The organism is [Clostridium] scindens (assembly GCF_019597925.1).
Lineage (GTDB): Bacteria > Bacillota > Clostridia > Lachnospirales > Lachnospiraceae > Clostridium_AP.
On record NZ_CP080442.1, the window covers coordinates 3,177,501 to 3,190,493 of the forward strand.

The following is a 12,993-nucleotide window of genomic DNA, read 5'->3' on the forward strand; positions in this document are numbered from 1 at the left end:
GAGTCTTCCCGCATTAGCCTGGAATATGCTTCAATAATCAGAGAAGTTTCAAAAACTTGTGGCGTCTGTACCGCACGCACGTATTTTCTCTTCGGCGTCTGTACCGTACAGTCATCCTCATCCACCAGCTTGATCGTATCCTTGCACGGCATTCCCGCCACGCAGGCCTTATATTCCCGGACGGTCTCATAGCCCCGCCTGATGATATCTCCATCTACGAATAGTCTTACCCCGTCATGTATAAATACGTAGCCATCCTGGTTCTTAACCTTCAGTCCGCCGTCCCGAATAACCTTTAGCGCCTGCCATACAGAATCATAGCGTTCCTTTCCTCCAAGCACTATGGCATCCACCTTAGTAAACTGATACTCTTGTACAAGTTCGCTGCAGTCGTGGATCTCCTCTTCTGATCCCACGGCCAGTATGATGTCGTCAATGACTTCCGAATCCTGAAAGGCTTTCAAGGTATAATAGATTACTGGCTTCCCTTCCAGTTCTATATACTGCTTCTGCACATCAGCGCCCATCCGCCTTCCCTGGCCTGCCGCCAGTATGATTGCCGTACACCGCTTCTTATCTTTTGCTTCCATAATGTATATCCCCAATACTTCCTATCTTTCTCCTAATTTCAGGTTTGGAACAGCATTCAGGTCCCATCCATGCCTTGTTCCATTCCTATATTCATAGTATGCTGCCACTCCGATCATGGCCGCATTATCCGTACAGTAGATTGGAGATGGATAATAGAACTTCACGCCCCGCTCCTGGCATGCTTCTTTCATGGCTTCTCTTAACGCGCTGTTGGAAGCAACCCCTCCTGCGATGGCGAATTTGTCAACCTGATATTCTTCCACTGCATGCATGGCATTTGCCACCAGCACGTCCGTGACTGCTTTCTGGAAGGAAGCCGCAATATCAGCCTGGCTGTACGCTTCCCCTTTCATCTTGCATCCATTGATGTAATTGAGCACGGCAGACTTTACCCCGCTGAAGCTGAAGTCATAGGGCGCGTCCTCCACATGGGCTCTTGGAAATGCAATGGCCTCTGGATTCCCTTCTTTGGACACCTTGTCAATCTTCGGCCCGCCAGGGTAGCCAAGCCCGATTGCCCGCGCCACCTTGTCAAATGCCTCTCCAGCCGCGTCATCCCTTGTCCTGCCGATAATATCGAATTTTCCGTAGTCCTTCACCCGTACCAGATGGGTATGGCCTCCAGACACTACCAGGGAAAAGAAAGGCGGCTCCAAATCCTTATGCTCGATAAAATTTGCCGCAATATGTCCCTCAATATGATGGACGCCCACCAAGGGCTTTTTAGCCGCGTAGGCAATCGCCTTTGCCTCGGCTACGCCTACCAGAAGCGCGCCGACAAGTCCCGGTCCATAGGTCACGCCAATTGCGTCTATGTCAGCCAGGGTAGCGTGGGCTTCCCTAAGCGCTGTCTCTATCACCTGGTTGATCTTCTCTATATGCTTTCTGGAAGCGATCTCAGGAACCACTCCCCCATACAGCGTATGCAGGTCAATCTGAGAAGATATGATATTAGACAGGACTTCCCTGCCATTTTTTACGACGGCTGCCGCCGTCTCATCACAGGAACTTTCAATTGCCAGAATCAATACATCTTTTTTCTCACTCATAATCAAAGCCTTTCATCATTGCTTCCGAATCTATATTAATCAGAAAATACAAGTTCCGCGCTTCTGCGATCCTTTGCCGCGATCGCTTGGGGGAATATGGCTCTTACTTCGTCCATATATTCTTCCGGCCTGGTCAGGGAAGGACTATAATGAGTCAGCCACATCTCCTTAACGCCTGCCTCTTTCGCAACCTGGGCTGCTTCATAGAAGGTCATATGCTTGTATTCTTTTGCTTTTTTTAGTTTGTCTTTCTCGCCGTACATGCCCTCGCATATGAATAGATCCGACCCAGCCGCATTATTCTTCATGGATTCCGTGGGGCGGGTATCCGTACAGTATGTCAGTTTGATGCCTTTGCGGGCAGGGCCCAGCACCATATCCGGCGTATAGACGTTGCCGCCTTCTTCCACCGGCTCGCCCTTTTGCAGTATTCCCCAGTATTTCTGCGGAATGCCTGCCGCATTTGCCCGCTCCACGTCAAACTTCCCGGCCCGGTCAATCTCCATGCTATAGCCGTAACAGGTCACATTGTGGTTGACTCGAAATGCTTTTAGCCGGTAGCCATTCATCTCGAATGTCTGCTCCGGCTCTGTAATCTCTATATATTTGATAGAAAACGGCAGCTCAGGCGCAATGACCCGCAATGAATTCACTACCCGCTCCAGGCCTTTCGGCCCCACTAAGGTCAACGGCTCTGTCCGGTCGGCATTCCCCATCGTAAGGAGAAGCCCCGGAAGCCCGCTGATATGATCCCCATGGTAATGGGTAAAACAGATGACATCGATCGGCTTGAAACTCCATCCCTTTTCCTTAATCGCAATCTGCGTTCCTTCCCCGCAGTCAATCAGCACGCTGCTGCCGTTATACCGCACCATAAGCGCCGTAAGCCAGCGGTATGGAAGCGGCATCATGCCGCCCGTTCCTAACAAACATACATCTAACATATTTTACCTCAATTTCCTACTTTGATTTGAAAACTTTTTACCAATTCATCATAGCAGTCTTCGCAGAGGTCGAATTGATCTATCTGGTTATCCTTCCTGGAGAAATATCCCCAGCGCTTGTTTACTTCCAGCACATCCTCCTGGGGAACCCCTCCTTTGACTTCAATCTCCCTGCCACATTTATTGCATATGATCTTCTCTATCTTCTTTGTCTCTTCTATCTCTTTTCTATACTGGCGCATACAATTCCTCCTGTGAGTATCCTATCACTTCTTCTTTCTTGCTACGCCTTCATTATATCTGTGCCCATCGGTTTTTCCTAGTGGGAACTGCTGTCAGTGCTGCCAGTTATCTTCCAAGTCCACGACTCATAAGTATAGCATCTTCTGTAGGATTCGTATAGAAGTTTTTGCGGATTCCGTCTTCCTTAAAGCCACGGCTATAATAGAATCCAAGCGCCGCCGCATTGCTTTTCCTTACATCCAGCATCAGCTTTGCAATGCCCTTGCCGGCTAAGACACTTTCCATCTCATCAAGCATCGCCCCGGCAACCCCTTGCCTCCGAAACTTTTCATCCACGGCTATCCGGGCAATCTCGCTTTCATCTGCCGCAAAATAAACGATCACGTATCCTGCCATCTGCCCGTCCAGCCACGCGCCTAATATCCGCGCCTGTTTCTGGTTCCAGGTATCCCGAAGGGCCTTCAGGCTCCAGGGGTCTGGAAATATCTCCTGCTCAATCCTGGCAATCTCCTCGATCTCCTGTTCCTTCACTGTCCTAACCGTCAGCATCCTATAAAGCCTCGATATCCGCAATCAGCGCATCTACTGCTTCTTTCTTTGTCGCCCAGCTGGTACAGAAGCGAACCGCGCTGTGAGAATCATCCACAGCCTCCCAGAAGCCGTAAGAATATTTTTCCTTCAGTTTCTCAAGATGCTCATTCGGGAGAATCGGGAACTGCTGGTTGGTATAGGAATCATAGCGCAGGCCATACCCCTTCTCCAAAAATGCCGCCTTAAGTCGCATCGCCAATTCATCCGCGCCTTTTGCAATATCAAAATAAAGATTATCTGTGAACAGCACGTCGAACTGGATACCCAGAAGCCTGCCCTTGGCAAGCATCCCTCCATGCTGCTTGATCAGATAGCGGAAATCCTTCTTAAGCGCCGGATTCGTGATCACGACTGCCTCGCCGAACAAAGCGCCCACTTTCGTGCCTCCGATATAGAATACATCCGTAAGTTCAGCGATCTCCGAAAGCCCCAGGGAACTCTTTTCTGACATCAGCCCATAGCCCAGCCTGGCCCCATCCAGGAATAATGGAAGTCCCAGTTCCCTACAGGTTCTTGACAGTGCCTGCAATTCTTCCTTCTCATACAGCGTGCCATTCTCCGTAGGATGGGATATGTACACCATTCCCGGCTGTACGATATGTTCATGGTCCGCATCATTCCAATGTGCCTCGTATGCTTCCCTGACCTGAGCCGCCGTAATCTTTCCATCCTCGCTCAGCAATGCAAGCACCTTGTGTCCCGTGGCCTCAATCGCCCCGGTCTCATGGACATTGATATGGCCGGATACTGCCGCAAGCGCTCCCTGATATGGGCGCAGGATTGCGCTGATCACAGTAAAATTCGTCTGCGTTCCGCCTACCAAGAAGTGCACGTCAGCCTCCGGCGCATTGCACAGTTCCCGAATCTTCTTCCTGGCACTCTCGCAGTATGGATCGTTGCCATACCCTACCGTCTGTTCATAATTTGTCTCTTCCATCTTCTTTAATATAGAAGGATGTGCCCCTTCCTGATAATCACATTGAAATCTAATCATGACCTAACCTCTCTTTCCGTTCTCGTTCTGCCTGGGATACCCGCAGATAATCCGGCTGATGCTCTGCGGCTGTCTCCATCTTTCCTTCTCTATAATATCTTATGGCAAGCGCCCCCACTGCCGCCGCCCGCTGGCGGTTCAGATGGGCGGGCGCAAATGTGATCTCCCTGCCTGCCATGATCCGCTCTATCAGCGCCTCCTTGAAGACCGGTACTCCGTCTCCCAGGAATACGACCTTCCTGTCATAGGAATGAAGCCGTTGCCCCAATTCCTCTATGCCAACCGCCATCTGATCTTCCAGCACGATCAGCCTGTCATTATCAAATTCATAGATTCCCGCATAGACTTGTCCTCGTCTGGCATCCATGATCGGACAGACGATATGATCGGTGCCGCACAAATTATAAGCCAGCCCCTCCAGGGTAGGAATATGAATCAGCGGCTTATCAAGCGCAAGCCCAAGTCCTTTGGCAGTGGCCGAGCCTATCCGAAGCCCGGTAAAAGATCCGGGGCCTGCCGCCACGGCAATAGCATCCATGCTATTTAGATCCAGTTCCGTCATCCTTGCCACTTCATCCAGCATGGGAAGAAGCGTCTGCGAATGGGTCTTCTTATAATTTACCGTATATTCGGCAATCGTCTGCGCCTCCAGCACGCCGCCTTCCACCACTGCCACGCTTGCAACCAGGCCGGAACTGTCCAATGCTAATATTCGCATATGCTTATCCTCCGATAATCAAATCCTTTTTCCAAATCCTTCTCTATCTTTACTTCTGTATAATGCTGCGGAAGTATCTCTTCAATCAGGTTGGCCCATTCGATAAGACTTACGCCCTCGCCATAGACATAGTCTTCGAAGCCAACCTCGTCCATCTCTTCTACATCGCCGATCCGGTAGACATCAAAATGATAGAAGGGCAGACGCCCTTCCTCATATACCTGCACAATGGTAAATGTAGGGCTGCTTACCGGCTCCTCGATGCCAAGCCCCGCTGCCAGCCCTTTCGTAAATACAGTTTTGCCTACTCCCAGATCACCCACCAGCGTATAGACCTGGCCAGCCCGGGCCTCTTGCCCCAGCCGGCAGCCCAGTTCATACGTCTCTTTCTCGCAATTGGATTCTATCACCATTCTTTAAAACCCTTCCTATTTCTTTCCATCCATCCGGCGGATTCTCACCGCAGGCGCTGGCATGTTTGCATAGATCAGATCCACCACTGCTGTATACTGATCCCCCATCTGGTCGATGGGAAGTACGATAGCCTGCTTTTCCGCCGTATACAATATGATAATCCTCTTCCTGGCAACCGCCCTCTTGAACTTACTCCAGGAAGCCTTGCCGCTGTCATCGGCAGTCGTTGTCGTAATGCCTCCGTCGTCAAATTCATAGGTCACAAGCGCGCCAAGCTTCTTGGAGTTCTGCATCTGCTTTGCCACTTTTCTTCTAATAAGGTATGGGAAAATGCCCAGTATCAGGAATGCAAATGCAAGAAACATCAGCACCAGTAAAAAATCCCCTTTCATAATAAAACTTACCGCAAGCCCCATATTCAGGACTCCCAGTATCAGAGCCACCATTCCCGGCCCGCTAGTGTAAATATTATATACCATAAAATCCGCCATTGAATCTACGTCCAGCTTTACTTCTACTTTTACCGGCATATTCCTTCCTCCTGTCTCTTTTGCTCATTTACGCTCCCTCTTGATAGATAAACTATTTTTAATTATAGCATATCTTTTTTTCTTCTGCCACTGATGATATACTAATTTTGTATTCAATGACAACATCGTTTGAGGAGGACAGATTCATGAAATTCACATTTTACCACAACAATATTAACGTATTAGATTTGGAAAAGTCGGTAGCGTTTTACCAGAAGGCTCTTGGCCTTGCTATCACCAGAGAAAAGGAGGCCGACGACGGAAGTTTCAAGCTGGTATTCCTGGGTGATGGAGACACTCCCCATCTGCTGGAACTTACCTGGCTCAGAGATATGGACAGGCCTTATAACCTGGGCGACAACGAATTCCACCTTGCCATGCGGACAGATGACATGGACGCGGCACATGCGCTTCATGAAGAGATGGGCTGCATCTGCTTTGAGAATCCTGATATGGGAATCTATTTCATCAGCGACCCGGACGGATACTGGATCGAGATCTGCCCGGCCAGATAATGAAAGCCGCCTGGATCAGCAAAATGCTGTTTCCGGGCGGCTCTGTTTTTAAAACTTGTATGATTCCAAGAGGATTAATGTCCCATCTTGAAGATCGGACTGATCTTCTTATAGATCAAAAATACGATCATGGATACCAGCACGCCTTTAAGCAGATTAAATGGCGCCACAGCAAACACCACGAAAGTGGACAGTCCCGTAATCTTGCCATTGATCGCGCTTCCCATTCCTACCAGCGCGTCAATGGGCATCCCAAACGCTTTTGCGTAAGTGGGTAGAAGGACGAATGCATTCAAGAAGCAGCCTACTACCGTCATAAATACGGTTCCTGCCGCCATACCGACAATCGCCCCATTCCTGGTCTTTTTCTTCTTATAGATAAGTCCTGCCGGAACGATAAATGCGCACCCAATCAGGAAGTTGGCCACATCCCCGACGCCTGCGGTTGTTGTTCCGCTGATCGCCACATGCAGTATGATCTTGATCAATTCTATGACTGCGCCGGCGAATGGTCCCATTGCAAAACATCCTACCAGAACCGGTACCTCGCTGAAGTCAATCTTGTAGAATGCCGGAGCAAAGGGAAGGGGCACCTCGAACTGCATCAGCACGACGGAAATCGCCGCCAGCATTCCGATCTGAACCATCATCCTTACCTTTGTTCTTGATTTTGCGTTTGCGTTTGTAATCACATCTGTACTCATTTTCTTTCTCTCCTTTTTAATGAAAATTGAAACTGTCAAAGAAAGAATATCTTCTTGGAACCATGTAACTGCCGCCAGTCCATGATGCATCATATTGCATAAAAAACCCCGATGCCTTGGCATCGGGGTCTGATTGCACCATAACTTGTCATTACATAATTCTTCTCTCATCCAGACTTTACTGTCGGTTCCGGAATTGCACCAGATCAGCCAGCGCAGACTGCTGCGCCGGGTCGCGGACTATACCGCCGGTTGGGATTTGCACCCGACCCCGAAGAATCTCTTTCAGTTCTCTCCTATTATAACTCCTTCGGTCCCAATATGCAATACCTTTATAGCGGCAGTATTCGTCCAATCCCCTGTTCCAGCGCTCTTGCGAAGATTGCCTGCCCCATTACCATATCACATACGGATATGCCGATATTGCTGCACACGATCAGTTCTTCGCGGTCCGTACGCCCTGGATGTACTCCCGCGATGACTTCTCCAGTCTCGCAGGTGATTGGAGCCAGGCCGTCCGGAAAGTATCCCATACCTTCAAACAGTTTATGCTCTTCCTTGCTGTCCACGATGTATTTATCCGCCATGCGGCATATCTCGGGATCCCAGAAGGTATTCAGGTCGCAGGGGATGATGGTCTGTCCCTTCCTTACCCACTCTTTCTTTACGACTTTCAACGGATCCCTGAGGATAATCGTAGCCGAGCTCATAACCTCGCAGCTGGCCACCAATTCTTCCGGGCTCGCAGCCTTTACAATGGGGACGCTTACTTCTCCTTCTACTTCCTGGATCAGCCGGTCCATATTCTCGCTTCTCACGTCATAGATATAGATCTTCTCCAATTCCTTGAGCGCCTTGACGATATATCTGACGTGTCCTGTTCCCTGCACGCCGCACCCGAACATTCCGAACGTCTTTGCGTCCGGATGCAGCGCCGCTGCCGCAAGGGATGTCAGCGCAGGCGTACGCATAGCCGTAATCCAGGCCGAATCCATTACCGCCACAGGGATTCCCGTCATGATATCATTGAGGATCAGCAATCCTGTCGTCTGCGGGAGTCCGAAATCCTTTGGATTCCTTGGATAGCACTCGATCCATTTCACGCCGCAGGCGAGACTGTCCGGCACGTAGGCGGGCATTGCATGGTAGAACACATCTTCGTATGGGTGGATGCCGATCTTGGCGGGCATCTCATACCGTTTCTTTCCATGTGCTTCCATGGCTTTATGGATCAGTCCCAACGTCTCCGCCACGTCAGGACCTGCCTTAATGCATTCCTCCTGCGTAAGCCACAGGATCTCTTTTCCCAGTTCCAGCTTGCTTTTCAGATAATCGTGTTCCTTCTGAAATGCCTCCAGCTGGTCTTTTGTCGCTTCATATGCCATATGAATACCTCCTTCATTCAATATTGAAAGCAAAAGCCGCTCCAACTCTTTATCTATCTTAATCATAAAGGTTGGAGCGGCTCCAATGTCAATTTAAATATTTATTTATCAATATTCCAGCAATACCTTGACCTCGCAGGGGTATCCATAATCCAGATATTCAAATAACTGCAATCCGATCTCGTCTGCTATTACAAACTTTGCCGTGACTTTGTTCTCCTCCATCCAGTCTTTAAGAACCGAAAAGTCCGTGCGGTCATTCACGACATTTACCACGCAGCAGGCATATTTCCCGAAGGGAAGAGTCATCACATAGGCCGGGTCTACAGATTCATTTATCCTGTCATCAAAAAACTCTATATACTCTGCTGTCTTCACGAAGCCATCCTGTTTGATCCAGGATGCATCCAGGACAAATCCATATTTTCTTCTGAAGGAGTTGTGATGTTCGGTTGCCGCCCGGCAGTTCTCCTGGAGTTTTAGATGATAGGCTTTGGCATCCTCAACATTCGCCCCATATATGACCTTTCTCTCAGGCAGATATCTGACCTGTACATCCGAGCCTTTTCCGGCTTCATGAATCTGCGCATGCTGCGTTGCATACCAGTCGATATCCTCTGCCACATGCAGGTAATATTCGCTCAGATACAAGGCTTCCTTCTGATGCTCCTTCATAAGTTCCATCACCATATCATTGTTGCGGGACGACAGGATATCTTTGATCTTTCCGATGGATATATTAAGCCTGCGCAGGCAAGTGATCGCGTCAATCCTCCAGAACTGGTCATAGGTATAATACCTGTAGCCATTGCCGGGATCCACGTACTTGGGCTTGAACAAGTCAATCTTGTCATAAAAGCGCAGTGTATCCTTGCTTACGCCGGTAATACGGCTCACTTCTCCAACGGTATACTTTCGTTCCATATTCCCACCCTTTCCTGCTGAAAAAGGATAAACATTGTATCGCTCTAATTTTTTCTGGCGTAGCCTGTCAGCATCAAAGTAAGCGCTCCATCTCCGGTAACATTGCATGCCGTTCCAAAACTATCCTGGAGCGCGAATACGGTCAGCATCAGGGCTGTGCCAGACTCATCAAATCCAAGGATGCCGATAATCAGGCCAAGGGATGCCATGACGGTTCCTCCTGGAACTCCCGGCGCGCCAATCGCGAATGCTCCAAGCAGCAGGCAGAACAGCACCATAGTCCCCAAGGAAGGGATGGTTCCATACAGAACCTGCGATACCGTCATGACAAAAAATACTTCTGTCAGGACAGAGCCGCACAGGTGGATATTGGCAAACAGCGGAATCCCAAAGTCAACCATATCCTCTTTCAGCGGAGGCTGGGACTTCTTGGCACACCTTAATGCCACAGCCAAAGTTGCCGCAGAAGACATGGTGCCTACCGCCGTGATATAGGCTGGCCCGTAATTCTTAAGGACCTTCCATGGATTCTCTTTTGCATAGATGCCCGCCGCCCCGTAGAGAATTGCAAGCCAGATATAATGGCCCGCCATCACGATCAGCACCACCTGGATAAATACAGGAAGCTGCTTTGTTATCGTGCCTTCATAGGCAAGACTGCAGAAGGTAAATCCGATAAACACCGGAAGAATCGGTATTACGATCTTCGTTACAATGTCCAGTACGATCTTCTGGAATTCATCCAGAACCAAGGTTATCGTCTCCGCCTTGGTCCACGCCGCGCCAAGTCCCAGCATGACCGACAGTACCAGCGCGCTCATGACTGGCATGATCTGCGGAATATCCAGCTGGAATATTACCTCTGGAAGTTCCTTCAAACCATCTATTTCAGATACGATTGACAGATGCGGGATTATCCCGTATCCTGCCGCCATGGATCCCAGTGCCGCCAGGACCGAAGAAGCATATGCAATCACAATAGCCACGCCCAGCATGCGGGAAGCATTGTTCCCCAGCTTGGTAATGGACGGCGCGATGAAGCCGATAATAATCAGCGGTACGCAGAAGGTGATCAGTTCTCCAAGGATGTATTTAACAGTTACCACGATATTCATAAATGCTTCGTTCGCCGCAAGCCCTGCCGCGATGCCTATAATGACGCCCAGTATCAGCCTGGCTGGCAGGCTTTTCATGATTCTTTTCATTGATGTCTCTCCTATAAGTCTGTTTATTCTTCAATCATCATCTTAATAATCTCTTCGTTCGTCTCTTTCATTCCTTCTTTCCCAAGACGGCCGATATTGTGTATGGTCGCCTCCACTCCCTTTGTCACGATCCCGTCGCCTGCATAGAACTGCTGCCCCCGCAGGTACATATTATAGCCCAGAATGCCCGCGTCAACGGATGCCGCTATCTTGGCCGCGCAGGAGGCTTTTGCCCCATCGCAGACCATGCCGGATACGATTGCCAGGGCATTGACCACCGTGTGGATAACTTCCTCATAGCCGCCACCGCACAAGTAAGCGATTCCTGCTCCTGCTGCCGCCCCGGCGCTGACCGCCCCGCAGTAGGCCGACAGCCTGCCAATTCCCGTCTTCTGGTGGATGGCGATCAAGTTGGACAGCGCCAGTGCCCGGTACACCTTCTCCTCTCCCGAGTTCAGTTCTTTTCCGTATTCAAGCACAGGCAGGGAGCAGGTCATCCCCTGATTGCCGCTTCCCGCGTTGATGATGACCGGCAGCTCGCATCCGTTCATACGGGCATCAGAGCCTGCCGCTGCCATCGCCTTCGCTCTCGTGCGCACGTCATCGCCATATGTATCCAGAAGAACGCTTCCGATGTTGGCTCCATAGTCGCCCCTGAGTCCTTCGTTTGCAATAGCGGTGTTGTAATTAATCTGTCTTGTGATGATTTCCCGGATGTCCTCCACGTCAACGATATTGATGAATTCCCAGATATCCTCTACATTCAGAATGCTTCTGTCCGTCAATCCTTCTTCCTTCTCGCCCTCCACCGGTACAAAGTAGCGCACTTCCCCGTCCTTTTCAATCAGCACGATATTGGTATGGTAGTTGGCGATCCGCACCTTCGCGTAGGAATCCCCTTTACCTACGGTGACCTGGATATCAAAGGTAATCCCATTGTCCACATGCCGGACGCTGATGGATGCCGTATTTAGAAATTCCACCATCCGCTCCATCTGCTCCTTGCTTACTTGCGCGATCACCTCTAATTCCTTCTCGGCTCTGCCCGCTATAATCCCCGCTGTCGCTGCCGCCGGAATTCCTTTGAGGTGATTGGTATTGGGTACGATGACGCTCTTTACGTTCTTGATTATGCTGCCGCTGGCTTCGATCACTACCTTATCCGGCAGGCATCCCAGTACCTCCCTCGCTTTCGCCGCCGCATACGCAAGGGCAATGGGCTCCGTACATCCCATCGCAGGAACCAGTTCTTCTTTCAGTATCTGGACATATGCCTGATACTTTTCGTCCGTTCTCTTCATACTAACCTCTCCTTTGCAAATGAATTTAATTCCTTTCCATTGTAAATCCCCGTCCGCGTACTCCATTGATCTGGGAAATCGTTATGAAGGCCTTGGGGTCTATATTCTGAATCATTTCATTTACTAAATACAGTTTTCGCCCGGGAATCACGCACAGCACGCCCTTCTGCTGACGGTGCCCATATCCCGTCTCGATGTGCACCATAGTGGCTCCTACGTCTACCTCCAAAAGCATCCGGCGTTTGACTTCTTCGTACTTGTCCGATATGACAAACAGCTGGATCTGGGATTTTCCCATCAGCATGACACGGTTCAGGATTAGCGTATTGAGCACCAGCGCAAGTATGCCATACAAGATCTGTTCGGAGTCCGAGAAGAATGCCTGGAGACTAAGGACGAGGAAATCCACGATGTATAGCAGCACGGCCACCGATACATGAACCCATCGATTCAGCACCAGCGCCAGAATATCCGTTCCTCCTGTGGATGCCCCCACCCGCACGATCAGACCCACGCCAATTCCCAGCAGGACTCCTCCATATATGGTAGCAAGCATGACATTGTCCGTCAATCTGGTGATTCCTGGAATTGCTTGCATTGCCGACAGAAATGCAGGATAAACGAACGTGCTGATGATCGTGGTGACAATAAAGGTCTTCCCCAGAATCAAAGCCCCCAGGATAAAGAGGACTGCATTTACGCAGAAAATGATCAAAGAAAGATCCACAGGCAGATAATGGCTTATAGCAAGGCCGATGCCGGTAGCGCCTCCCATGATGATCCCGTTGGGCACTATGAAGGCGGCCACGGCTGCTGCCAGTATCGCATTTCCTGCCAATACGCCTGCCAATGTCTTCAGGCTCTTCTTCCAACTCCTCTTCATCT

At 49.9% G+C, this 12,993-nt stretch carries 16 protein-coding genes and 1 riboswitch (1 of these 17 cut by a window edge); of the genes, 1 reads left to right on the top strand and 15 read right to left on the bottom strand.

The genetic code is table 11. The features are described from left to right. From ispD to K0036_RS15190, 9 genes are all read right to left on the bottom strand, one after another. Window positions 1-590, bottom strand: the 5' portion of a protein-coding gene (gene ispD, locus K0036_RS15150; RefSeq protein ID WP_025642360.1) for a 2-C-methyl-D-erythritol 4-phosphate cytidylyltransferase. It extends 145 nt beyond the left edge of the window; only the first 590 of its 735 coding nucleotides appear in the window; the start codon lies at window positions 588-590; its stop codon lies off the left edge, out of view. Between the two features lie 21 nt (window positions 591-611). Next, the gene (gene tsaD / locus K0036_RS15155; RefSeq protein WP_025642358.1) at window positions 612-1,640 is read right to left on the bottom strand and encodes a tRNA (adenosine(37)-N6)-threonylcarbamoyltransferase complex transferase subunit TsaD; all 1,029 of its coding nucleotides are present in this window, start codon (window positions 1,638-1,640) and stop codon (window positions 612-614) included. A 35-nt stretch (window positions 1,641-1,675) separates the two neighbouring features. Beyond that, window positions 1,676-2,584, bottom strand: a complete 909-nt coding sequence (locus K0036_RS15160; protein WP_025642356.1) for a ribonuclease Z — start codon at window positions 2,582-2,584, stop codon at window positions 1,676-1,678. A gap of 8 nt (window positions 2,585-2,592) precedes the next feature. Further along, window positions 2,593-2,826: a hypothetical protein gene (locus K0036_RS15165; RefSeq protein WP_025642354.1), complete on the bottom strand. Its 234-nt coding sequence runs from the start codon at window positions 2,824-2,826 to the stop codon at window positions 2,593-2,595. Window positions 2,827-2,932: 106 nt separating this feature from the next. Continuing rightward, entirely contained in the window at window positions 2,933-3,376 is a 444-nt protein-coding gene (rimI, locus tag K0036_RS15170; RefSeq protein ID WP_220430105.1) for a ribosomal protein S18-alanine N-acetyltransferase, read from the bottom strand. Between the two features lies 1 nt (window position 3,377). Continuing rightward, entirely contained in the window at window positions 3,378-4,412 is a 1,035-nt protein-coding gene (locus tag K0036_RS15175; RefSeq protein ID WP_220430106.1) for a threonine aldolase family protein, read from the bottom strand. Then, entirely contained in the window at window positions 4,405-5,130 is a 726-nt protein-coding gene (tsaB, locus tag K0036_RS15180; RefSeq protein WP_220430107.1) for a tRNA (adenosine(37)-N6)-threonylcarbamoyltransferase complex dimerization subunit type 1 TsaB, read from the bottom strand. Before tsaB ends, K0036_RS15175 begins: the two co-directional genes overlap by 8 nt. After that, complete coding sequence (gene tsaE, locus K0036_RS15185) at window positions 5,118-5,543, bottom strand: tRNA (adenosine(37)-N6)-threonylcarbamoyltransferase complex ATPase subunit type 1 TsaE (protein WP_004607217.1); 426 nt, start codon at window positions 5,541-5,543, stop codon at window positions 5,118-5,120. Before tsaE ends, tsaB begins: the two co-directional genes overlap by 13 nt. Before the next feature lie 15 nt (window positions 5,544-5,558). Beyond that, a complete protein-coding gene (locus tag K0036_RS15190) occupies window positions 5,559-6,074 on the bottom strand; it encodes a YcxB family protein (protein ID WP_173694427.1) in 516 nt (171 codons plus the stop codon). A 146-nt stretch (window positions 6,075-6,220) separates the two neighbouring features. On the opposite strand from K0036_RS15190, the gene K0036_RS15195 reads away from it, so the two are divergent. After that, window positions 6,221-6,589, top strand: coding sequence for a VOC family protein (locus tag K0036_RS15195; RefSeq protein ID WP_025642343.1), 369 nt, complete (start codon window positions 6,221-6,223; stop codon window positions 6,587-6,589). Between the two features lie 74 nt (window positions 6,590-6,663). Here K0036_RS15195 and K0036_RS15200 read toward each other — a convergent pair whose 3' ends face one another. The 6 genes from K0036_RS15200 to K0036_RS15225 all read right to left on the bottom strand — a co-directional run bounded on the left by K0036_RS15200 (window position 6,664) and on the right by K0036_RS15225 (window position 12,991). After that, window positions 6,664-7,293, bottom strand: a complete 630-nt coding sequence (locus tag K0036_RS15200; RefSeq protein WP_025642342.1) for an ECF transporter S component — start codon at window positions 7,291-7,293, stop codon at window positions 6,664-6,666. A 155-nt stretch (window positions 7,294-7,448) separates the two neighbouring features. Next, window positions 7,449-7,576: riboswitch (FMN riboswitch) on the bottom strand. A 49-nt stretch (window positions 7,577-7,625) separates the two neighbouring features. Then, window positions 7,626-8,678: an ornithine cyclodeaminase family protein gene (locus tag K0036_RS15205; protein ID WP_025642340.1), complete on the bottom strand. Its 1,053-nt coding sequence runs from the start codon at window positions 8,676-8,678 to the stop codon at window positions 7,626-7,628. A 108-nt stretch (window positions 8,679-8,786) separates the two neighbouring features. Next, a complete protein-coding gene (locus K0036_RS15210; RefSeq protein ID WP_173694429.1) occupies window positions 8,787-9,602 on the bottom strand; it encodes a MerR family transcriptional regulator in 816 nt (271 codons plus the stop codon). Between the two features lie 44 nt (window positions 9,603-9,646). Further along, window positions 9,647-10,807, bottom strand: a complete 1,161-nt coding sequence (locus K0036_RS15215; RefSeq protein WP_220430108.1) for a dicarboxylate/amino acid:cation symporter — start codon at window positions 10,805-10,807, stop codon at window positions 9,647-9,649. A 23-nt stretch (window positions 10,808-10,830) separates the two neighbouring features. Next, window positions 10,831-12,108, bottom strand: coding sequence for a serine dehydratase subunit alpha family protein (locus K0036_RS15220; protein ID WP_220430109.1), 1,278 nt, complete (start codon window positions 12,106-12,108; stop codon window positions 10,831-10,833). A 25-nt stretch (window positions 12,109-12,133) separates the two neighbouring features. Beyond that, window positions 12,134-12,991: a YitT family protein gene (locus K0036_RS15225; RefSeq protein ID WP_220430110.1), complete on the bottom strand. Its 858-nt coding sequence runs from the start codon at window positions 12,989-12,991 to the stop codon at window positions 12,134-12,136. Between the last annotated feature and the right edge of the window lie 2 nt (window positions 12,992-12,993).

What these genes read in the sequence shown, in the direction of transcription:
- tsaD (WP_025642358.1), bottom strand. Translation starts at nt 1,640, where the DNA reads ATGAGTGAGAAAAAAGATGTATTGATTCTGGCAATTGAAAGTTCCTGT.
- K0036_RS15160 (WP_025642356.1), bottom strand. Translation starts at nt 2,584, where the DNA reads ATGTTAGATGTATGTTTGTTAGGAACGGGCGGCATGATGCCGCTTCCA.
- K0036_RS15165 (WP_025642354.1), bottom strand. Translation starts at nt 2,826, where the DNA reads ATGCGCCAGTATAGAAAAGAGATAGAAGAGACAAAGAAGATAGAGAAG.
- rimI (WP_220430105.1), bottom strand. Translation starts at nt 3,376, where the DNA reads ATGCTGACGGTTAGGACAGTGAAGGAACAGGAGATCGAGGAGATTGCC.
- K0036_RS15175 (WP_220430106.1), bottom strand. Translation starts at nt 4,412, where the DNA reads ATGATTAGATTTCAATGTGATTATCAGGAAGGGGCACATCCTTCTATA.
- tsaB (WP_220430107.1), bottom strand. Translation starts at nt 5,130, where the DNA reads ATGCGAATATTAGCATTGGACAGTTCCGGCCTGGTTGCAAGCGTGGCA.
- tsaE (WP_004607217.1), bottom strand. Translation starts at nt 5,543, where the DNA reads ATGGTGATAGAATCCAATTGCGAGAAAGAGACGTATGAACTGGGCTGC.
- K0036_RS15190 (WP_173694427.1), bottom strand. Translation starts at nt 6,074, where the DNA reads ATGCCGGTAAAAGTAGAAGTAAAGCTGGACGTAGATTCAATGGCGGAT.
- K0036_RS15195 (WP_025642343.1), top strand. Translation starts at nt 6,221, where the DNA reads ATGAAATTCACATTTTACCACAACAATATTAACGTATTAGATTTGGAA.
- K0036_RS15200 (WP_025642342.1), bottom strand. Translation starts at nt 7,293, where the DNA reads ATGAGTACAGATGTGATTACAAACGCAAACGCAAAATCAAGAACAAAG.
- K0036_RS15205 (WP_025642340.1), bottom strand. Translation starts at nt 8,678, where the DNA reads ATGGCATATGAAGCGACAAAAGACCAGCTGGAGGCATTTCAGAAGGAA.
- K0036_RS15210 (WP_173694429.1), bottom strand. Translation starts at nt 9,602, where the DNA reads ATGGAACGAAAGTATACCGTTGGAGAAGTGAGCCGTATTACCGGCGTA.
- K0036_RS15215 (WP_220430108.1), bottom strand. Translation starts at nt 10,807, where the DNA reads ATGAAAAGAATCATGAAAAGCCTGCCAGCCAGGCTGATACTGGGCGTC.
- K0036_RS15220 (WP_220430109.1), bottom strand. Translation starts at nt 12,108, where the DNA reads ATGAAGAGAACGGACGAAAAGTATCAGGCATATGTCCAGATACTGAAA.
- K0036_RS15225 (WP_220430110.1), bottom strand. Translation starts at nt 12,991, where the DNA reads ATGAAGAGGAGTTGGAAGAAGAGCCTGAAGACATTGGCAGGCGTATTG.